Below are 20,209 nucleotides of genomic sequence, written 5' to 3'. Positions count from 1 at the left end.
GACAGCAGCCTACTGAGACGCGGCGGCGCGAGCCTTCTGGTCGGCGGCCAGTTTGGCCGCCAGCCTGATCTCCAGGCTGTCCAGGATGAGATCGAGCCCGTAGACGAAGTTTCCCAGGCGCGTTTCCATCGGGTCCTTCTTGAGCTCTTCCAGATAAATCTCCGCCAACCCGGCGTCGCCGGCCGCCGACGCCATCTGCGGGCCCACGACCCGGTACCACTCCTGCTCGCTCATGCCCCGCCGGCGCAGCGCCGACAGCCATCCGGCCTCGGCGGACGTGATGCCGATGACGTAGGAGGACAGCGTGCTCATGGCCCGAGCAGCCTCGTGCATGTCGAAGCCCGCCGTGGTCAGGATGGCCAGGCTCCGCTGGGTCACCGAGACGACGTTCGGGCCCAGGTAGTTCAGCCCGACCTGGCCCAGCACGTTCATCAGCCACATGTGCCGCAGCCCGACCTGGCGCAGGCTATGCGCGTTGACGTGCAGCGCCAGCCGCCAGCTCGCGGGATCGGTGATCTCCGGGACGTCCAACTCGCCGTAGACCTCGTCGGTCACCAGCTCGATCAGCTCGTCCTTGCTCGCCACGTGCCGGTACAGCGAGGTCGCGCCGGCGCCGAGGCGCTGGCCCAGGGTGCGCATGCTCAGCGCGTCGATGCCCTCCTCGTCGAGCAGCGCGATCGCCTCGGCGACGATGCGCTCCCGGGTGAGCTGCTCCTTCTGGCGGCGTTGCGGCCGGGTCCAGACCGAGTTCAGTGCCGGGGCCGGGGCGGCGGAGTCGTCGGGGTCGGAGTCGGTGTTCACAGATGGTCCTCGTCTCAAGACGGCAGGTCTTCACTACACGGCGTCAACGATAGCCGAGAGTTGCGCACGCCGTCCGCTGTTGCGCACACTGTTCGCAGAGGCGTACGGTGTGCGCAGCGAGAGAACCAGTCGCGGCTCAGGAGGAGGGGACGGAAATGTCAGAGGTCACGGAGTCGAAACAGGCGGAGGCAGGCGCCGAGGGCGGACCGGTCGGGGGCCGGCGGCGCTGGCTCATCCTGATCGTGCTGTGCCTGGCGACGCTGGTGCTCGTCGTGGACAACATGGTCCTGACGGTCGCGGTGCCGGCGCTGACCGAGTCGCTGCACGCCAGCGCGCAGAACATCCAGTGGGTGCTCGACTCCTACATCCTGGTGTTCGCCGGCCTGCTGCTGACCACCGGCAGCCTGTCCGACCGGTTCGGCCGCCGCCGGGTCCTGATCATCGGGCTCGCGGTGTTCGGCATCGCCTCGGCGGTGGCGACGCTGGCGAACAACCCGGGCGAGCTGATCGCCGCCCGCGTGGCGATGGGCGTCGGCGGCGCGCTGCTGATGCCGAGCACGCTGTCGATCCTGATCACCGTGTTCACCGACGAGGCCGAGCGGCGCAAGGCGATGGCCGCGTGGACCGTGGTGGCGATGGTCGGCCTGGTCGGCGGCCCGGTGCTGGGCGGGGTGATGATCAGCCACTTCTGGTGGGGGTCGGTCTTCCTGCTGAACATCCCGATCGCGGCGCTGGCCATCATCTCCGCCGTGGTGCTGATGCCGGAGAGCAAGGGCCCGTGGCGCAAGCCCGACCCGCTGGGCACCGTGCTCTCGATCATCGGCCTGACCTCGGCGGTCTGGGTGATCATCGAGTTCCCGAAGGGCTTCACCGTGCCCAGCACCCTGATCGCGCTGGTGATCGCGGTGGCCGCGCTGGTCTCCTTCGGGATCTGGGAGACCCGCATCGCCGAGCCGATGGTGCCGCTGCAGCTGTTCAAGCAGCGCAACTTCTCCGGCGGCTCGTTCTCGCTGACCCTGGTGCAGATCGGCAACGGCGGCCTGTTGCTGGTGATGACGCAGTACCTGCAGTTCGTACTCGGCTTCTCGGCGCTGAAGGCCTCGCTGTGCTTCATCCCGCTGGCCGTCGCCGCCCTGATCTTCAACACCCTGGGCGCCGGTCTGGGCATGAAGTTCGGCAACCGGCCGCTGATGGTCGTCGGCCTGCTGATCTGCGCGGTCGCCTTCGGCATCCTGGCCGACCTGGGCGTCGACGACGGGCTGACCAAGCTGTTCGTGGGCTTGTTCCTGCTGGGCGCCGGCTCCGGCCTGGCGATGCCGGCGGCGATCACGGCGATCATGGGGGCGGTCCCGCCGGAGCACGCCGGTGTCAGCTCCGCGCTGAACGACACCGTGCAGCAGACCGGCGCGGCCCTGGGCGTGGCGATCATGGGCACCGTGGTGGCCAGCCGCTTCACGGCCGGGATGCCGGCGAAGTACGTCGGCACCGCGCGGCACTCGCTGGGTGAGGCCTACGGCATCGCCAAGACGACGGGCGACAGCGCCCTGCTGGACTCGGCACGCCACGCCTTCACCCACGCCGCGTCGGTCGCCTACATCGCCGGTGCGGTCGGGGTGGTCGCCGCGGCGATCGTGTCCTTCGTGGTGCTGCGGGACGTCAAGCCGCCGACGGCACCGGCCGACGGGGCGGACGAGGGTGCGGGTGAGGGGGCGGGTCCGGTGGTGGGCGACGACATCGCGACGGGTGCGACTGTGGCGCTGTGAGCCATATCACAACGCAGAGTAAGGGCCCATTGTTCCCTGCATGACGGAATCCCCCACCAGCACGAACCCCACCACCGAAAGCGCCGGCGACTCCGTCTGGAGAGTCGTCGGCGCTTCGATGGTCGGCACCACCCTGGAGTGGTACGACTTCTTCCTCTACGGCACCGCGGCGGCCGTGGTCTTCCCGAAAGTCTTCTTCGTCAAGAGCGATCCGCTCACCGCGACGCTGCTGTCGTTCCTCACCTACGCCCTGGGCTTCGCGGCCCGGCCGATCGGCGGCGTGGTCTTCGGACACGTCGGCGACCGCGTCGGACGCAAGAAGACGCTGATGGTCAGCCTGGTCATCATGGGGATCGCCACCACAGGGATGGCTTTCGTCCCGGGCTACAACTCCATAGGCGTCTGGGCGCCGGTCCTGCTCACCTCGCTGCGCATGATCCAGGGCTTCGCGCTCGGCGGCGAGTGGGGCGGCTCGGTGCTGATCGTGGCCGAGCGGGACAAGTCCCGGCGCGGGTTCTGGGCCTCGTGGCCGCAGGCCGGCGCGCCGCTGGGACTGGTGCTCGGGACCGGCGTGCTCATCCTGCTGTCCCAGAACATGAGCGAGAAGTCGTTCCTGGACTGGGGATGGCGGTTGTCGTTCGGGCTGTCGGCGATCCTGCTGCTGGTCGGCGTCTGGGTCCGCAAGTCGCTCAACGAGACCGAGGCGTTCCGGGCCGCGCAGGCGAAGAAAACGAGCGCCCCGCCGAAGCTGCCGGTCCTGGAGGTGTTCCGCACCAGCTGGCGCGAGATCCTGATCGCCTTCGGGACCCGCATGGCCGAGAACATCTCCTTCTACCTGGTCGCCACCTTCTCAGTCACCTGGATCACCGAGCACCTGAAGCTCTCGAAGTCCTTCGGGCTGGACGCGGTGATGATCGGCGCGGCCGTCGAGACCGTCCTGATCCCGCTGTTCGGCATGCTCTCCGACCGCATCGGGCGGCGGCCGGTCTACCTGGCCGGGGCGATCGGGATCGGGCTGTGGACGCCGATCTTCTTCGCGCTCGTCGATCAGAAGTCGTATCCGCTGGCAGTGCTCGCGGTCACCGTCGCCCTGGCCTTCCACGGCCTGATGTACGGCCCGCAGGCGGCCTTCTTCGCGGAGATGTTCCCGACCGGGGTCCGCTACTCCGGCGCTTCGATCGGCTACCAGGTGGCCTCGATCGCGGCCGGCGCGCCGGCGCCGCTGATCGCCGTGGCGATCCTGCAGCACAACGGCGGGAAGACCTCGGCGTGGCTCACCCTCTACCTGGGGCTGGCGGCCGTAGTGACCATCATCGCGCTCTACTTCGCGCGGGAGACGCGGTCGGTGTCGATGAACGGTGAGGAGGACGGCGAGGTGGGCGCAAGCGGAACAAAGCATTCCGTTCAGGTGCTATCCTGACCCCATGCCCGCCCCGAGCACCCCGACTGCCCCGACCACGCCGACAACGCCGACCACCCCCCGCACCGGACCGCTGTCCGGCCGCAAGGCCCAGGCGAACCGCAACGACGAGGCCATCCTGCGGGCCGCGCGCGAGGTCTTCGTCGCCGATCCGTCCGCGCCGATCTCCGCCGTCGCCAAGGCGGCCGGGGTGGGGATCAGCGCCCTGTACCGGCGCTACGAGAGCAAGGAAGTGCTGCTGCAGACGCTGTGCGCGGACGGCCTGGCGACGTACATCGAGTGCGCGGAGGCGGCGCTGGCCTCGGAGGCCGGGCCGTGGGAGACGTTCACGGACTTCGTGCGCGCGGTGATCGACGCCGACGTGCACGCGCTGACGGTGAACTTGGCGGGGACGTTCACGCCGACCGCGGAGATGTCCGGCCAGGCCACGCGCGCGGTGGGCCTGGCCGACAGGATCCTGAAGCAGGCGCACGAGGCCGGCGTGATCCGTGCCGACTTCGCCCTCAACGACATCGCGATGCTGCTGGAGCAACTGACCGCGGTCACGGGGCCGGGGCCGGAGCGGACCAGGGAGCTGCGCCACCGCTATCTGGCGATGCACTTCGACGCGCTGCGGCCGCAGACCGCGAAGGCCGGGGCCGAGCTGCCGGGGCCGCCGCCGAGCGATGAGGAGTTGGGCGCTCGCTGGGTCCCGAAGGGGGCCTAGGACAGGGTCTCGGCGGTGGCTTGAAAGTCGCGACCCGGCGACTCCCGGCGAATTTCTGCTACATCTTGTAACAGATTCCGGACAACCCGGGTCGGCGGGCCGCGCTTCTGGGATGATCGGCGGCTATGACGACCGAACTGACCCGGCGGAGCGCGGCCGGCTCGGCCCGCCGGCACCTGGCATCGACCACCACGCTGAGCAAGGTCCCCGAAGTCACGCTGATCTTCTGGATCACGAAGATCCTCACCACCGGGATGGGCGAGACCACCTCGGACTTCATGAACCAGAGGTGGGACCCGAAGATCATGGTCTCGCTGTCCGGCCTGGTGCTGGCCGGCGTGATCTGGGTGCAGTTCAAGGCCTCGCGGTACTCGGCGTGGCTGTACTGGGCCGCCGTCGTCATGGTGAGCGTGTTCGGCACGATGTGCGCCGACGTGCTGCACGTCGGCTTCGGCATCCCCTACGCGGTGTCCACGGCCTTCTTCGCGGTCGCGCTCGCTGCGATCTTCGTACTCTGGTACCGGGTCGAGGGCACGCTGTCGATTCACAGCATCACCACCCCGCGCCGCGAGCTCTTCTACTGGCTGACCGTGGTGACCACGTTCGCCCTCGGCACCGCGGTCGGCGACATGACCGCCACGACGCTGAAGCTCGGGTACTTCTCCTCCGGCGTGATGTTCGCCGTGCTGTTCGCGGTGCCCGCGGTGGCGTACAAGTTCGGGCTGAACGGGATCTTCGCGTTCTGGTTCGCGTACGTCGTGACCCGGCCGTTCGGCGCGTCCTTCGCGGACTGGATGGGCGTCTCGGCCAAGCGCGGCGGCCTGGCGTGGGGGACCGGGCCGGTGAGCCTGGTGCTGCTCGGGATCATCGTGGTGCTGGTGGCCGTCCTGGCCGTGACCAAGATGGACGTCGCGCAGGGCGACGTCGCACAGAGCGACTGACCCCCTACCCCGGTACTACACGGAGCCTGGCTCCCTGGTGTGACGTGCGGCGGCGGTGGTGGAGCTACCGTCGTCGGCATGACTTCTGTGCCGGGGGCACCACAGAAACCGCGCGGGGCCGTCGAAGGGCTCGCATTCAGCCGCACCGAGCTGCTGATCGTGGCGGCGGCGGTGGCCGGACTGGTCCTGTTCGGGTACGCCGACCTGCACGAGCGCTTCGACGAGGCGCACGCGGTGTGGCGGGCCGGCGCCGAGGACGCCTATGTCTGGCTGTTCGCCATCGTGCGCGCGGTGCCGATCCTGTGGTGCCGCCGGTATCCGATCTTCGGCTTCGCCGCGACGCTCGCCGGGTCGGCGTTCGCCGGAGCGGCGCTGGCCGCGGTGGTCGGGGCGCCGCTGCCGTGGTCGGTGTGGCCGTGGTCGCCTTCGAGCCAGCTGTGCGTGCTGGCGGCGCTGGTGATCGCCGGGTGGGAGGTCGGTCGGCGGCGCAGCATCGAGATGGCCGCCGCGTACTTCCTGCTAACGCTCTTCCTGGAGACCGTCCGTCCCGGCTACGGCTTCAGCCTCAGCCTCGGATCGGTCATCGGCGGATCGGCCCTGGCGGTCGGATGCGTGGAGTTGCTGCGCGATCGGCGCGTCACGCGGCAGGCGCTGGCGGTGCAGGAGGAGCGGACCGAGGCCGAGCGGACGCGCCGGACGCTGCTGGAGGAGCGTGCCCGCATAGGGCGTGAGCTGCACGATGTGGTGGCGCACCACATGTCGCTGATCGCGGTGCAGGCGGAGACCGCGCCGTTCCGCATCACCGGGCAGAGCCCTGAGGCGGAAGCGGAGTTCCAGTCGATCAGCGCGGTGTCGCGGGAGGCGCTGAACGACATGCGCAAGCTCCTGGGACTGCTGCGCGCGGACTCCGGGCAGGCCGAGACCGCGCCGCAGCCGCGGTTGACGGACGTGCCGGGGCTGGTCGAGGAGGCCGGGGCAGGGTTGGAGGTGGTCGGCGACCTGGACGACACGCCGCCGCTGATCGGGCTGACCGGGTACCGGGTGGTGCAGGAGTCGTTGTCGAACGCTCGGCGGCACGCGCGGGGTGCCGAGGACTCGGTGCGGATCGCGCGCACCGAGGACGAGGTGCGCATCGAGATCCGCAACGGACCGGCGGTCGGGGAGGATCAGCAGCAGCTGGATCTGCAACAGCCCGCCAAGCAGGACGGCGACCAAGAAAGCGGCCAAGACGGCGACCAGGACGGCGAACCGGCCGAGGGTCAGGGCATCGCGGGGATGCGCGAGCGCGTGGTCCTGGTGCACGGCGAGATCGAGACCGGCCCGACGGCGAACGGCGGGTTCGCCGTCACCGCCACTCTCCCGTTGGAGACCAGAGCGTGAGCATACGAGTCCTGATCGCCGACGACCAGGCGATGGTGCGGGCCGGATTCGGCGCGCTACTGGCCGCCCAGCCGGACATCAAGGTCGTCGGGGACGCCGCCGACGGGGCCCAGGCGGTCGCGCAGGTGGCCGAGCACGAGCCGGACGTGGTGCTGATGGACGTGCGGATGCCGGTGATGGACGGCTTGGAGGCGGTGCGGTACCTCCTCGCCGACGCCCCGGAGCGTCCCCGGGTCCTGATGCTGACCACGTTCGACCTCGACGACTACGTCTACGCGGCGCTGCGCGCCGGGGCCAGCGGCTTCCTGCTCAAGGACGCCCCGGCCGCGGAGCTGGTCCACGCGGTGCGGGTGGTCGCCGCCGGGGACGCCCTGCTGGCGCCGTCGGTCACGCGGCGGCTGATCGCGGACTTCGCGGCCCGCCGGCCGGTGGACCCGGCGGGGCCGACGACGATCACCGCGCTGACGCCGCGGGAGCTCGACGTGCTGCGGCTGATCGCGCGCGGGCTGTCGAGCCAAGAGATCGCCGGCGAGCTGGTGCTGGCCGAGCAGACGGTGAAGACGCACGTCTCGCGGATCCTCACCAAGACCGGGCTGCGGGACCGGGCCCAGGCGGCGGTGCTGGCCTACGAGTCGGGGCTGGTGACGGCGAACAGCCGATGAGTCCGCACCCGGGATGACCCCTTCGCATCGGGTGCGTGCTCATCGGCTCGGCCAGCTCGACCTGCCCGGCCTGCCCGGAATCGGTCCGGCGGCGTCCCCCGCCGTCCCGACTCCCCCCCGTTCGGACGGCTCAGTCCTGCACGCCGCCGGACAGGTCCCACGGCCGGGCCGTCGCGCCGAGCCGGTTCCACAGGTTGATGATCCCGATGTGCCAGACCAGCTCGGCCAGCTCCTTCTCGGAGAAGTGCGCCGCGGCCTCGTCCCACACCGCGTCGGACACTTCGCGGTCGGCCAGCCGGGTCACGGCCTCGGTCAGCGCCAGGGCGGCGCGCTCGCGGGCGGTGAAGTACGGGGCCTCGCGCCAGACCGCGACCAGGTTCAGGCGGCGCCAGGTGTCGCCCCCGGCCACGGCGTCGCGGGAGTGCATGTCGACGCAGTAGACGCAGCCGTTGATCTGGGAGGCGCGCAGCTTGATCATTTCGCGCAGCGGCTTCTCCAGGCTCGACTCGCCAGCGGCGCGCTCCAGGCCGTTCATGGCCTTGGCGATCCCCGGCGCGAGGTCGTCGACGGCGAGGCGGACGGTGGGCTTCACGTATGCGGTCTCTGTCGTGTTCGTTGTCATGACTATGACGGTACGCGGGGTGTGGACTGTTGTTAGGATCCAATCCGATGGCTGAATATTGGTCCACTTTGGATGTCGATCTGCATCTGGCGGTCGATCCCGCGTCCGGGCGCCGGGTCGGGCTGGAGCACGCGCTGCGCGAGGCGATCCGGGACGGCCGGCTGGGCGCGGGGACGCGGCTGCCGTCGACGCGGACGCTGGCGGTGGAGCTCGGGCTGGCCCGGGGGACGGTGTCGGCGGCCTATGACCAACTGGTCGCCGAGGGGCATCTGGTCGCGGTGCGGGGGTCGGGCACGCATGTCGCCGAGTTGGCGGGGCAGGGGGTCCCGAGCGGGCTTCGGGCTGCGCCGCGCTCGTCGGACTCGCTGGAGTCGCTGGACGCGCTTGGTGCGCCGAGCGCGCTTGGCCTGCCGAGCACGTCGGGTCTGCCGAGCGCGTGGGTCGGCGAGCAGGCGCGCAGCCGGCCCAAGCCGCTCGGCAACAATCTCCTGCCGGGTTCGCCGGACCTGTCGCACTTCCCTCGCGCCGCGTGGCTGCGCGCGTCGCGCCGGGCGGTGAACCAGGCTCCCAACGACGCGTTCGGTTACGGGGATCCGCGTGGCCGGGTCGAGCTGCGCCGGGCGTTGGCCGAGTACTTGGGGCGGGCCCGGGGTGTGCTCGCCGATCCGGAGCGGATCGTCGTCGTCTCCGGCGCGGTGCAGGGGCTGGCGCTGCTCGGGCAGGTGCTCGGCGGGGTGGTAGCGATGGAGGATCCGTACATTCCGCTGTTCCACGAGGTGGTGCGCTCGCACGGTGCGGAGGTGGTGCCGCTTCCGGTGGATGACGACGGCGCGCGCGTCGATCTGCTCGCCGGACCGGACTTCGACCAGGTGGGCACTGTCGTGGTCACCCCGAGCCACCAGTATCCGATCGGCTCGACGCTGCATCCGGCGCGGCGGCAGGCGCTGGTCGAGTGGGCGTGCGAGGGCCGGCGGCTGGTCGTCGAGGACGACTACGACGGCGAGTTCCGCTACGACCGGCAGCCGGTCGGCGCGGTGCAGGGCATGGCGCCCGAGCGCGTCGTGTACCTGGGGACGGCGTCCAAGACGCTGGGCCCGGGGATCCGGCTGGCGTGGATGGTGCTGCCCGAGCCCCTGGTCGGGCCGGTCACCGAGGTCAAGCGGCACGCCGACCACCAGTCCGAGTCGCTGGGGCAGCTGACGCTCGCGGAGTTCATCGCCTCGCACGACTACGACCGGCACGTCCGCGCCGCCCGCCTGCGCTACCGCAGGCGCCGCGACCTGCTGGCCGAGCGCCTGCACACCCGGGCCGGACGGCCGGCGGCCGGCTTCGCGCTCGGCGGCATCGCGGCGGGGCTGCACGCACTGGTCCGTCTGGAGCCGGCGGGAATGACCGAGGTGGAAGTCCTCAAGCGCGCATCTGAGTTCGATCTGGAGTTGGAAGGCCTCGGCGGTCTCTGGCACACCGCGCCGGCGAACGCCCTGGCGAGCTCCGCCGCACGTCCGCAAGGCATCGTGGTCGGTTTCGGCAGCCCCACCGAGGCGGCGTACCCGCGCGCGCTGGACGCGTTGGTGCGGACACTTTCGTGGAGATGACTACTCATACGGTCTAATGGACATCGCACGATAGCCCGACCCGGCGTGCTGCGCAGGCGCTCCCTGCGTCACACTGGTCTCGGAACAGCACTGCCTTTTAAGAGGAGAAACCCGTGGACGACGTACTGCGCCGTACGCCCCTCTTCGCCACGCTCGACCAGGACGCGGCCGCGTCGCTGCGCGCCTCCATGAACGAGATCGAGCTGGCCCGAGGTGACCTCCTGTTCCACGAGGGCGACCCCGGCGACTCGCTGTACGTGGTCCTGCGCGGCAAGATCAAGCTCGGCCGCACCAGCGGCGACGGCCGGGAGAACCTGGTCGCGGTCCTCGGCCCCGGCGAGATGTTCGGCGAGCTGTCCCTGTTCGACCCGGGCCCCCGCTCCGCCGGCGCCACCGCCCTGGTGGACTCCACCCTGCTGGGCCTGAGCTCCGACGAGCTGACCCCGTGGCTGGCCGGCCGCCCCGACGTGGCCCGCGCCCTGCTCCGCGCGATCGCCCGCCGCCTGCGCCGCACCAACGACTCGATGTCCGACCTGGTCTTCTCCGACGTCCCCGGCCGCGTGGCCAAGGCCCTCCTGGACCTCTCGGCCCGCTTCGGCACCCCCGCCGAGGACGGCATCCACGTCGCCCACGACATGACGCAGGAGGAGCTGGCGCAGCTGGTCGGCGCCTCCCGCGAGACGGTGAACAAGGCGCTCGCGGACTTCGCGGGACGCGGCTGGCTGCGGCTGGAGGCGCGCGCTGTGGTGCTGACGAACGTGGAGAGGCTGAGTCAGCGGTCGCGGTAGAGGTTTTGGTTTGGGGTGTGGCCCGGGCGCCGGTCGGCGTGCCGGGCCTGCTGCTTCTTCAGCCCGACGAATGTCAGTTGCTGCCCGCCAGCAGTTCCCCGGCCAACCGCAGGCCGTCCAAGTCGTGGATGTCGCCGGACTGCGCCGGGATCTCGGCCACGGCGACATTCGGCTGCGAGGCCGTGAACCGGTCTGCCAGGCGGCGTTCGCGTGCGCTGAGGCGGACGCGCTCGGCGTGCAGGCGGAGTAGTCCCGCGGCGAGGCGGAGATCGGGGGAGTCAGCGTCGAGTTCCTCGGCGGCGGCCAGGGCTTTCTCGGCGGACAGCTCCGGGACCGTGACGGGGTGGACGCGGTTCAGGATCAGGCCGGCCAGGGGCATGCTCTCGGCGGCCAGACGCTCCGTGAAATAGGCGGCTTCGCGCAGCGCGTCCGGTTCCGGTGCTGCTACCACCAGGAAGGCGGTGCCCTCGGCCTGGAGCAGTCGGTACGTCTCCTCGGCGCGTTGGCGGAATCCGCCGAACATGGATTCCAGGGAGCCGACGAAGGTCTGGACGTCGTGCAGCAGGCCGGAGCCCAGCAGCTTGTTCAGGGCCATGGTGGCGATCGAGAAGCCGGAGGCCAGGACCTTCAGCGCGAAGCCGCCGCCGGCCTTGGCCGGGGCCATCATGACCTTGATCAAGCGGCCGTCGAGGAAGCTTCCCAGGCGGTTCGGGGCGTCCAGGAAGTCCAGGGCCGAGCGGCTGGGCGGGGTGTCGACGATGATCAGGTCCCAGCTGCCGGTCTCGTCGCCGGTACGGCGCAGCTGCCCCAGCTTCTCCATCGCCATGTATTCCTGCGTGCCGGAGAAGCCCGCGGAGAGCGACTGGTAGAACGGATTTTCGAGGATCTGCTCGACGCGGTCCGGATCGGCGTGGTTCTCCACGATCTCGTCGAAGGTCCGCTGCATGTCGAGCATCATCGCGAACAGGCGGCCCGGGCCCTGGACGCCCTCGACCTCGCGCGGGTTGTTGTCCAGCTCGGTCAGGCCCAGGGACTGCGCCAGCCGGCGCGCCGGGTCGATCGTCAGGACCACGACCTTGCGGCCCTGTTCGGCGGCGCGCAGGGCCAGCGCCGCGGCAGCGGTGGTCTTGCCGACGCCGCCGGAGCCGCAGCACACGACGATCGAGGTCGCCGGGTCGGTCAGCAGGCCGTCGATGTCGAGGCGCTTCGGGGTCACAGTCATGCGGCCTCCCCGGTCGCCGCCGCGGACAGCGCCGCGGCCAGCTCGTAGAGTCCGCCGAGGTCAATGCCCCCGGCGATCAGCGGCAGCTCGACCACCGGCCGGCCGGCGCCGTCCAGCGCGCGCCGTTCGACCTCCTCCAGGCTGAGGCGTTCGGCGTGCTCGCGGCCCAGTACCGCCAGGGCGTGGGTCTCGGCGGTGTCGATGCCGTAGGGCCGCAGCAAGGCCGCGACCCGCTTCTCCGCCGCCGTGCTGACGGCGGCGCGCTTACCGATGGACAGGTGCGCGGTGCGGACCATGTTCACCAGGATCGCGCCGACCGGGAGGCCTGCGGCGTGCAGTTCCTCGACGCCGTCGAGGGTCTCCTGGACCGGCATGTCCTCCAGCACGGTCGTCAGGTGCACCGCGGTCTGCGGCGAGGTCAGGACCCGCATGACCGCCTCGGCCTGGTTCTTCACCGGGCCGACCCGGGCCAGGCCGGCGACCTCGGTGTTCACGTTCAGGAAGCGGGTGATGCGGCCGGTCGGCGGGGCGTCCATCACCACGGCGTCGTAGGCGAAGGCCGCGCCGGGGCGGTCGGCGGCGGTGCGGCGGACCGCCTCGCAGGCCTTGCCGGTGAGCAGCACGTCGCGCATGCCCGGGGCCACGGTGGTCGCGAAGTCGATCGCGCCGAACTTCTTCAGCGCTTTGCCGGCCCGGCCCAGCTTGTAGAACATGTCCAGGTACTCAAGCAGCGCCTGCTCGGGATCGATGGCCAGGGCGAACACCTCGCCGCCACCGGGAGCGATCGCGATGCTGCGCTCCTCGTACGGCAGCGGAGCCGTGTCGAAGAGCTGCGCGATACCCTGCCGCCCCTCGACCTCCACCAGCAGCACTCGGCCGCCGCCCTCGGCCAGGGCCAGCGCCAGCGCCGCGGCGGCGGTGGTCTTCCCGGTACCGCCTTTTCCCGTGACGATGTGCAGGCGGCACTCCGGCGGCCAGGGTCGGCTCATGGCCCCAGCCTAACCATGCGCCGGACACTCCTGGGACGGACTACCCCTGGCGCTACTCTGGAGGGCCACTGCAAGGGTGGTGCTTATCAGGGAACTTGGCCGAGGGGGGCCCATAGATGAGCGACGACGTCGACACCGAACGTTTGGCACCACCGGAGCGCGTGATCGCGGAGCGTTATGTTCTGCGCGCGGAGCTCGGCCGGGGCGGCATGGGTGTCGTGTGGCGCGCCGAGGACCGGGTGATCGGGCGGCCGGTCGCCGTGAAGGAGATGCGGCTCGGCGAGGGCGTCACCGTCGCCGACCGTGCGGTGTTCGAGCAGCGCATCCTGCGCGAGGCCCGCACCGCCGGCCGGCTGAACGACCCGGCCGTGGTGACCGTCTTCGACGTGGTCCACGACACCGGCTCCGTGTTCATCGTCATGGAGCTGGTCGAGGCGCCGAACCTGGCGCAGCTGGTCCGCGGCTCCGGTCCGCTCGCCCCGCGCGCCGTCGCCGACATCGGCCGCCAGGTGCTCTCCGCGCTGGAGGCCGCGCACGGGGCCGGGATCGTGCACCGCGACGTGAAGCCCTCGAACATCATGGTCGGCCGCAACGGCCGGGCCAAGCTCACCGACTTCGGCATCGCGCAAGCCGCCGACGACCCCACGCTGACCAAGACCGGAGCCGTCATCGGCTCCCCCGCCTACCTGGCCCCGGAGCGGCTGTCCGGCCACGAGGCGAGCCCGGCCTCCGACCTGTGGGCGCTCGGCGCGGTGCTGTACTTCGCGATCGAGGGCAAGGCCGCGTTCGAGCGCGACACCACGGCGGCCACGTTCGGCGCGGTGCTGAACGAGGTCCCGTACCTGACCAACGTGCAGGGTCCGCTGGCCGCCGCGGTGTCCGGGATGCTGGCCTCCTCGCCGGCCGGCCGACTGACCGCGCCGCAGGTCCGGACGCTGCTGGACGCGGTGACCGCCGAGGCGTCCGCGCCGATCGCGCCGCAGGGCACGATAATGATCGCGCCCGTCGGGACCCCGACCACGCCGCTGAACGCATCGCTGAATCCGGCCGCCACCCCGCCGAAGCGGTCCTGGGCCAAGGTCGCCGGGACGTTCGCCGCGGCAGTACTGGTCACCGCGGCGGTGGCCGGCTTCGCCGCCTACGACGCGGGATCGAGTTCGGGGAAGAAGCAAGAGCAGAAAGCCGACGTCCCTGCCTCGGACGTGGTGAAGGTGTACTCGATGGGGCCCGGTCCGAAGACCGACTTCCCGGCAGGCCTGCCCATGAGCGGCTCCCAGACCTGCCTGAGCGGCCCGCCGTTCGTCCCCGGGACTCCGACGTACCAGAGCACCTCGTGCTCCAACCCCCACGACCTGGAGATCTACTACCAGACCTCCTTCGTCAGCAGCTCGTTCAGCACCTACGCCGCCAACACCCCGGTTCCGTATCCCGACGTCGACCAGCTGACGGCGCTGGCCAAGCAGACATGCTGGACAGACCGGTTGCTCACGCCTTACGCGAACGCCAAGGGCAGCCACTACAACTACTACGCCGTCATCCCGACCCCGGACCTGTGGTCGGGAAAGAACCTGCCCAGCAGCGCGAGCGCGGACCAGAGCATCTACTGCCTGATGACGAACACCGCCGGACAGCTGCCTGGCGACGGCACGTAGAACCGGCCCCGTAGTCTTACCTCATGACCAAGTGGGAATACGCGACAGTGCCGCTGCTGGTACACGCCACCAAGCAGATCCTCGACACCTGGGGCGAGGACGGCTGGGAACTCGTCCAGGTCGTCCCGGGCCCGAACCCGGACCAACTGGTCGCCTACCTGAAGCGTCCGAAGACGACGGAGTCCTAAGACATGACCCACCCCGAAGAGAAGCTGACCGAGCTCGGCCTGAAGCTGCCCGAGGTCGCGGCCCCGGTCGCGGCCTACATCCCGGTGCTGCGCAGCGGCAACCTCGTCTACACCTCCGGCCAGCTGCCGATGGTCGAGGGCGCGCTGCCGATGGTCGGCAAGGTCGGCGCCGAGGTCAGCCCGGAGGACGCCAAGGCCCTGGCGCAGCGCTGCGCGCTGAACGCGCTGGCCGCGGTGAAGTCCGAGATCGGCGACCTGGCCAAGGTCAAGCGGGTCGTGAAGGTGGTCGGGTTCGTGGCCAGCGCCCCGGACTTCACCGGGCAGCCCGGCGTCGTCAACGGCGCCTCGGAGCTGCTCGGCGCGGTCTTCGGCGAGGCCGGCCGGCACGCGCGCTCGGCGGTCGGGGTGGCGGTGCTGCCGCTGGACGCGCCGGTCGAGGTCGAGCTGACCGTCGAGGTCTGAGCCGGTCTGAGCCGGTCGCGATACACGGCGGCATCTGGTTCCCGCCGCGGCGGGAACCAGAAAAGGAAGGGGAACGCATGTCGCAGCAAGGCGGGGAGTACATAGCCCCGGCCGGCAGCCGGCTCAGCGCGCAGGTGCCGGAGGGCTGGGAGGAGCAGATCGCCGCCTACGAGCGCGGCGAGTTCACCCCGGTGCCCCCGAAGCACGCGGCGACAGTAGTGCTGCTGCGCGACCGTGTGGACGCGCCCCCGGACGTCTACCTCCTCAAGCGCGCCGCCTCGATGTCCTTCGCCGGCGGCTTCTACGCCTTCCCCGGCGGCCGGGTCGACCCGCGTGACGCCGACGCCGAGCTCGCCTGGGTCGGGCCGTCGGCCGCGGACTGGGCCCGGCGCTTCGGCAGCGACGAGGCGGAGGCCCGCGCGCTGCTGTGCGCGGCGGTCCGGGAGACCTTCGAGGAGTCCGGCGTCCTGTTCGCCGGTCCGGACGAGCACTCCGTGGTCGCCGACACCACCGACGAGGACTGGGAAGCCGACCGGCGGGCGTTGGTTTCACGGGAAACATCACTGGCCGGGTTCCTCACAAAAAGGTCGCTCGTGCTGCGCACCGACCTGCTCGGCGGCTGGTCCCGCTGGATCACCCCGGAGTTCGAGCCGCGGCGCTACGACACCGCGTTCTTCGTCTCAGCGCTTCCGGCCGGCCAGCGGACCCGGGACGTGTCGGGGGAGACCGAGTCGACCATCTGGATGCAGCCCCGGCAGGCTGTCGACGACCACATCGCGGGCCGGGCCCTGATGCTCCCGCCGACCGTCACCACGCTGCGCGAGGTGCACGGCTTCGGCACCGCCGAGGAGGCGGTGCGGGCCGCGGCCGACCGGCCGCTGAAGCCGATCATGGCCACGGTGAGACGCCACGACGACGGGTCCTGGCACCTCGAATGGGAACTCTGATCGAATGAGCACTCTCACATCGGCGGGGCGGCGATGAACGATCTGATGAAGCCCGGCGTCCGGCCCGAGGCCGGGACCGAGCGCGCGACCCTGATCCTGGCCCCGAACGCCGATCCGATGACCCTGGACGGCACCAACACCTGGCTGCTCGCCGAGCCCGGGGCGCGCCGCGCGGTGGTCGTCGACCCGGGACCGCTGCACGAGGACCACCTCCAGCTGGTCCTGGCCACGGCGCAGGAGCGCGAGCTGCGGATCGGGCTGATCCTGCTCACCCACGGCCACTTCGACCACTCCGAGGGCGCGCCGCGGCTGGCCGAGCTGACCGGAGCGCCGGTGCGCGCGCTGGACCCGCGGTTCCGGCTCGGGGACGAGGGGCTGGTCGGCGGCGACGTCGTGGACCTGGACGGGCTGCGCCTGAACGTGGTCGCCACGCCCGGGCACAGCGCGGACAGCATGTGCTTCGTGCTGCCCGACGATCGCGCGGTCCTGACCGGCGACACCATTCTGGGCCGGGGCACGACCGTGGTCGCGCATCCCGACGGGCGGTTGGGGGACTACCTCGACACGCTGCGCCACCTGCGGGATCTGGCGTCCGCGCACGAGGTGGAGACCGTGCTGCCCGGGCACGGACCGGTGCCGGCCGACGCGCTGGGCGTGGTCGAGTTCTACCTCGAACACCGCCGGCAGCGGCTGGAACAGGTGCGGGCCGCGCTGGCCGCGGGCGACGAGTCCGCCGCCGACGTGGTGGCCAGGGTGTACGCGGACGTGGACCCGGCGGTGCGGTTCGCGGCCGAGATGTCGGTGCGGGCGCAGCTGGAATACCTCGGCGCCGAGGGGCAGGACGGGAAAGTCGGGTAAGACGGCTGCCCGTGCGGCTCGCACCGCACGGCAGCAGGCGTCAGCGAGCCCTGAGGACCCGCTTGATCACTGATTGATCGAGCTCGGGGTCGCGCTGGGGGTCGTGCTCGGATCGCGCGGGCGGTCAAGCCCGTCCGAAGGAACCGGCCTCACTGCGCTGCCGGGGGATGGCGGCCTGGGTCGCGGCGGCGAACCGCGCCTCGACCTCCGCCGCGGTGTTGAGATCGCCGCCGGTGCGCTCGGCTCCGTTGCGCTCGTAGTTCTCCTTGGCGGCCTCCAGGAACTGCCGCCAGGAGCGCACCTCGGGGCGCCGGCGCAGCAGCGCACGCCGCTCACGCTCGGTCATCCCGCCCCACACGCCGTACTCGACCCGGTTGTCGAGCGCGTCGGCCAGGCACTCGGTGCGCACCGGGCACCCCGAGCACACGGTCTTCGCCCGGTTCTGAGCTGCCCCCTGCACGAACAGCTCATCCGGATCCATGCCGCGGCACGCCGCCACAACGGTCCAGTCCTCTACCCAGCTCATCGCCGGTGCCGTCCTCTCGCAAAGATCGAGCTCCCCCAACGGCGGAGCCGACAGCGGCCCTTCCCCTCACCGACAGCCGTCCACGGACCCGGACGCGCTGGTGATGGCCGGCCCGTCGGTCGGACCGAAACGCATCCGACCTGGTGGAAGGGTCGATCTCGGCAGCCAAACAGCACAATACGGAAGATCGGGAGGGTGCAACAGTCCCCGATGTACTCAATTCCTATGGTCCTTTGTGACTAGATCGCCGCAGATGCCGCACCCTCCGCGTCTCATACCGCTGCGGCGGCCCGCGCCGCGCTGAACAGCGGCGACCCACGGGAGCGGGGCGCGTGGGCCCCGACCGCGCCACCCGGCCGCCCAGGCCGAGGTTGACGTCGTAGTCTGTCCCCCATGGCTTCGCACCCGCCCCGGCCCTTCCGCGGCAGCGGTCCGCTGCGCGCCCTGTTCGGCCTGTTGATGATCAGTGCGCTGGCCGGCGTGCTGGTGGCCGGTATGGCGCTGCCCTTCGTCGGCACCGCGGGGCTGGCCGCCAAGAGCGCCTCGGACCACTTCGAGGACATCCCGGACGACCTGAAGACCCCCGACCTGCCGCAGCGTTCGCAGATCCTGGCCGCCGACGGCTCGGTCATGGCGACCGTCTGGGGCGACTTCGGCAACCGGGTCATCGTGCCCTTCAGCGCCATCAGTCCGAACGTCTGGCAGGCGCTGGTGGCCACCGAGGACTCCCGCTTCTTCTCGCACGGCGGCATCGACATCAAGGGCACGCTGCGCGCGTTCGTCTCCGACCTCGGCGGGTCGAACCAGGGCGGCTCCTCGATCTCGCAGCAGTACGTGAAGAACGTCCTGGTGCTGGAGGCCGGCAACGACAAGGCCAAGTACGCCGACGCCACCGGCGACTCCATGGCCCGCAAGGTCCGCGAGCTGAAATACGCGATCGCGGTCGAGCAGAAGTTCTCCAAGACCGAGATCCTTGAGCGCTACCTGAACCTGGTGCCGTTCGCCGAGAACGTCTCGGGCATCGAGACCGCGGCCGACCGCTGGTTCGGCGTGCACGCCAGCCAGCTCACCGTGCCGCAGGCCGCGACCCTGATCGGGATGCTGAAGAACCCGGTCGCCTACGACCCGGCCAAGCACCCGCAGGCCGCCACCGACCGGCGCAACACCGTGCTGGACCGGATGGCCGACCCGACCGTGCACTACATCACGCCGGAGCAGGCCGCGGCCTTCAAGGCGCAGCCGCTGCGCCTGAACGTGCAGCCGCAGCACTCCGGTTGCATCTACGCGCCGGGCAGCACGGCGTTCTTCTGCGAGTACATCGAGCAGGAGATCCTCAACGACCCGATATACGGAAAGACCACGGCCGACCGCGCGGCCTTCTTCAACCGCGGCGGCCTGACCATCAAGACCACGATGGACCCGAAGATGGAGGCCTCCGCCGCGAAGGCGATCAACGACAACGTCCTGCCCACCGACATCCCGGGCGCGGCGATCGCGATGATCCAGCCCGGCACCGGCCAGATCAAGGCCATGGCGCAGAGCCGGAACATGGGCACCGGCGAGGGCCAGACCTATCTGAACCTGGCCGCCGACCCCTCGCACGGCGGCGGCAACGGGTACCAGGCGGGCTCGACCTTCAAGTCCTTCGTCGCGATGGCCGCGCTGGAGAAGGGCCTGACCCCGGAGTACGTCCAGGACCTGCCGTATCAGATCGACGAGACCCAGAGCAAGTTCACGACCTGCGACACCCCGGCGGGCTTCACGCAGGACCCGAAGTGGAAGCCGACCGACGAGACCCCGGCCGAGCAGGGTCCGCAGACCATGACCAGCGCGTTGTGGAACTCGGTCAACAACTACTTCATCAAGCTGGAGGAGCAGACCGGCGTCTGTGAGCCGGCCCGGCTGGCCGCGGCCGCCGGCCTGACGATCGACAGCGACAGCGGCGCCGGCAAGCGGCTGCAGCAGGTCGGATCGTTCACCCTGGGCACCAACCAGGTGACGCCGATCGCGATGGCGAACGCCTACGCGACCTTCGCCGCACGCGGCATGTACTGCAAGCCGACGGCGATCTCCTCGATCACCGACACCTCCGGCAAGCAGTACCCGGTCGCCACCCCCGACTGCCACCAGACCATCGACCCGTCGCTGACCGACCAGCTGACCGGGATGCTCCAGGGCGTGGTGGACAAGGGCACGGCCGCCAGCATCCGCACCTTCTACTCGGGCCCGGCGGCCGGCAAGACCGGCACCAACGACAGCCGACTGATGACCTGGTTCGACGGCTACACCCCGAACCTGGCCGCCGCGGTCTGGGTCGGCGTGGTCTCGCCGAAGCCCGGTGACAAGGGCCTGGTCAACGTGAAGATCCACGACCAGTACTACGACAAGGTCTGCGGCGGCTGTCTGGCCGCGCCGATCTGGGGCCAGGCCATGAACGGCGCCCTGGCCGGCACCACGCCGCCCGGCTTCTCGGTGCCCGAGCTGCCCGGCGACATCCCGCCGCCCACGCAGCCGACGCCGCCGCCGGGTCAGCCCACCCCGCCGCCCGGCCAGGCCAACGGCGGCCAGAACGGTGGTGCCACCGGTGGCACCGGCGGCTTCATCGGAGGGTTCATCGGCGGGCAATAGCTCGACGGGCGATAGCTCGACAGGCAATAGCCGCGAAAGGATCACGACGGGGCACGGAA

19 protein-coding genes are annotated in these 20,209 nt (G+C 70.8%); 14 read left to right on the top strand and 5 right to left on the bottom strand.

Translation table 11 applies throughout. The annotated features are described in order from the left end of the window. Positions 1–9 precede the first annotated feature (9 nt). Positions 10–801 (bottom strand): TetR/AcrR family transcriptional regulator, encoded by a 792-nt coding sequence (locus tag ABH935_RS16505; protein WP_370378750.1) that lies wholly within the window; start codon positions 799–801, stop codon positions 10–12. 155 nt (positions 802–956) lie between these two features. Between ABH935_RS16505 and ABH935_RS16500 the strand changes: the two genes are divergently transcribed. From ABH935_RS16500 to ABH935_RS16475, 6 genes are all read left to right on the top strand, one after another. Beyond that, the gene (locus ABH935_RS16500) at positions 957–2,564 is read left to right on the top strand and encodes an MFS transporter (RefSeq protein ID WP_370378749.1); all 1,608 of its coding nucleotides are present in this window, start codon (positions 957–959) and stop codon (positions 2,562–2,564) included. 40 nt (positions 2,565–2,604) lie between these two features. Continuing rightward, positions 2,605–3,984 carry an MFS transporter gene (locus ABH935_RS16495; protein WP_370378748.1) on the top strand — a complete coding sequence of 460 codons (1,380 nt, stop codon included), beginning with the start codon at positions 2,605–2,607 and terminating at the stop codon, positions 3,982–3,984. 4 nt (positions 3,985–3,988) lie between these two features. Continuing rightward, complete coding sequence (locus ABH935_RS16490; RefSeq protein ID WP_370378747.1) at positions 3,989–4,690, top strand: TetR/AcrR family transcriptional regulator; 702 nt, start codon at positions 3,989–3,991, stop codon at positions 4,688–4,690. A 125-nt stretch (positions 4,691–4,815) separates the two neighbouring features. Next, entirely contained in the window at positions 4,816–5,631 is an 816-nt protein-coding gene (locus ABH935_RS16485; protein WP_370378746.1) for a hypothetical protein, read from the top strand. Between the two features lie 78 nt (positions 5,632–5,709). Then, positions 5,710–7,011 carry a sensor histidine kinase gene (locus ABH935_RS16480; protein WP_370378745.1) on the top strand — a complete coding sequence of 434 codons (1,302 nt, stop codon included), beginning with the start codon at positions 5,710–5,712 and terminating at the stop codon, positions 7,009–7,011. Continuing rightward, positions 7,008–7,673, top strand: a complete 666-nt coding sequence (locus ABH935_RS16475) for a response regulator (RefSeq protein WP_370378744.1) — start codon at positions 7,008–7,010, stop codon at positions 7,671–7,673. The genes ABH935_RS16480 and ABH935_RS16475 overlap by 4 nt, the downstream gene beginning before the upstream one ends. A gap of 130 nt (positions 7,674–7,803) precedes the next feature. Here the strand turns inward: ABH935_RS16475 and ABH935_RS16470 are convergent, their stop codons facing one another. Continuing rightward, positions 7,804–8,295, bottom strand: a complete 492-nt coding sequence (locus tag ABH935_RS16470) for a carboxymuconolactone decarboxylase family protein (protein WP_370378743.1) — start codon at positions 8,293–8,295, stop codon at positions 7,804–7,806. 47 nt (positions 8,296–8,342) lie between these two features. On the opposite strand from ABH935_RS16470, the gene ABH935_RS16465 reads away from it, so the two are divergent. Together ABH935_RS16465 and ABH935_RS16460 are read left to right on the top strand one after the other, a co-directional pair. Then, positions 8,343–9,890: a PLP-dependent aminotransferase family protein gene (locus tag ABH935_RS16465; protein ID WP_370378742.1), complete on the top strand. Its 1,548-nt coding sequence runs from the start codon at positions 8,343–8,345 to the stop codon at positions 9,888–9,890. A 113-nt stretch (positions 9,891–10,003) separates the two neighbouring features. Then, positions 10,004–10,678, top strand: coding sequence for a Crp/Fnr family transcriptional regulator (locus ABH935_RS16460; RefSeq protein ID WP_370341015.1), 675 nt, complete (start codon positions 10,004–10,006; stop codon positions 10,676–10,678). Positions 10,679–10,751: 73 nt separating this feature from the next. Here the strand turns inward: ABH935_RS16460 and ABH935_RS16455 are convergent, their stop codons facing one another. Together ABH935_RS16455 and ABH935_RS16450 are read right to left on the bottom strand one after the other, a co-directional pair. Then, positions 10,752–11,900 carry an ArsA family ATPase gene (locus ABH935_RS16455; RefSeq protein WP_370378741.1) on the bottom strand — a complete coding sequence of 383 codons (1,149 nt, stop codon included), beginning with the start codon at positions 11,898–11,900 and terminating at the stop codon, positions 10,752–10,754. Next, the gene (locus ABH935_RS16450; RefSeq protein WP_370378740.1) at positions 11,897–12,889 is read right to left on the bottom strand and encodes an ArsA-related P-loop ATPase; all 993 of its coding nucleotides are present in this window, start codon (positions 12,887–12,889) and stop codon (positions 11,897–11,899) included. Before ABH935_RS16450 ends, ABH935_RS16455 begins: the two co-directional genes overlap by 4 nt. Positions 12,890–13,005: 116 nt before the next feature. Here ABH935_RS16450 and ABH935_RS16445 point away from each other — a divergent pair, with 116 nt between their 5' ends. From ABH935_RS16445 to ABH935_RS16425, 5 genes are all read left to right on the top strand, one after another. Further along, positions 13,006–14,541: a serine/threonine-protein kinase gene (locus ABH935_RS16445; protein WP_370378739.1), complete on the top strand. Its 1,536-nt coding sequence runs from the start codon at positions 13,006–13,008 to the stop codon at positions 14,539–14,541. Between the two features lie 23 nt (positions 14,542–14,564). Continuing rightward, complete coding sequence (locus ABH935_RS16440) at positions 14,565–14,729, top strand: DUF4177 domain-containing protein (protein WP_194894760.1); 165 nt, start codon at positions 14,565–14,567, stop codon at positions 14,727–14,729. A 3-nt stretch (positions 14,730–14,732) separates the two neighbouring features. After that, entirely contained in the window at positions 14,733–15,191 is a 459-nt protein-coding gene (locus tag ABH935_RS16435; RefSeq protein ID WP_194894759.1) for a RidA family protein, read from the top strand. A 77-nt stretch (positions 15,192–15,268) separates the two neighbouring features. Next, positions 15,269–16,138, top strand: coding sequence for an NUDIX hydrolase (locus ABH935_RS16430; RefSeq protein ID WP_370378738.1), 870 nt, complete (start codon positions 15,269–15,271; stop codon positions 16,136–16,138). A gap of 33 nt (positions 16,139–16,171) precedes the next feature. Next, a complete protein-coding gene (locus ABH935_RS16425; RefSeq protein ID WP_370378737.1) occupies positions 16,172–16,996 on the top strand; it encodes an MBL fold metallo-hydrolase in 825 nt (274 codons plus the stop codon). A 124-nt stretch (positions 16,997–17,120) separates the two neighbouring features. On the opposite strand, the gene ABH935_RS16420 is transcribed toward ABH935_RS16425, so the two are convergent. After that, complete coding sequence (locus ABH935_RS16420; protein ID WP_370378736.1) at positions 17,121–17,522, bottom strand: WhiB family transcriptional regulator; 402 nt, start codon at positions 17,520–17,522, stop codon at positions 17,121–17,123. 393 nt (positions 17,523–17,915) lie between these two features. Between ABH935_RS16420 and ABH935_RS16415 the strand changes: the two genes are divergently transcribed. Beyond that, complete coding sequence (locus tag ABH935_RS16415; protein WP_370378735.1) at positions 17,916–20,150, top strand: transglycosylase domain-containing protein; 2,235 nt, start codon at positions 17,916–17,918, stop codon at positions 20,148–20,150. The last annotated feature ends 59 nt before the right edge of the window (positions 20,151–20,209 follow it).

Origin of the sequence: Catenulispora sp. GAS73 (assembly GCF_041262085.1) — a bacterium.
GTDB lineage: Bacteria > Actinomycetota > Actinomycetes > Streptomycetales > Catenulisporaceae > Catenulispora.
Note: the sequence above shows the minus strand (reverse complement) of the source record. Positions and strands in the feature narration are given on the sequence as shown.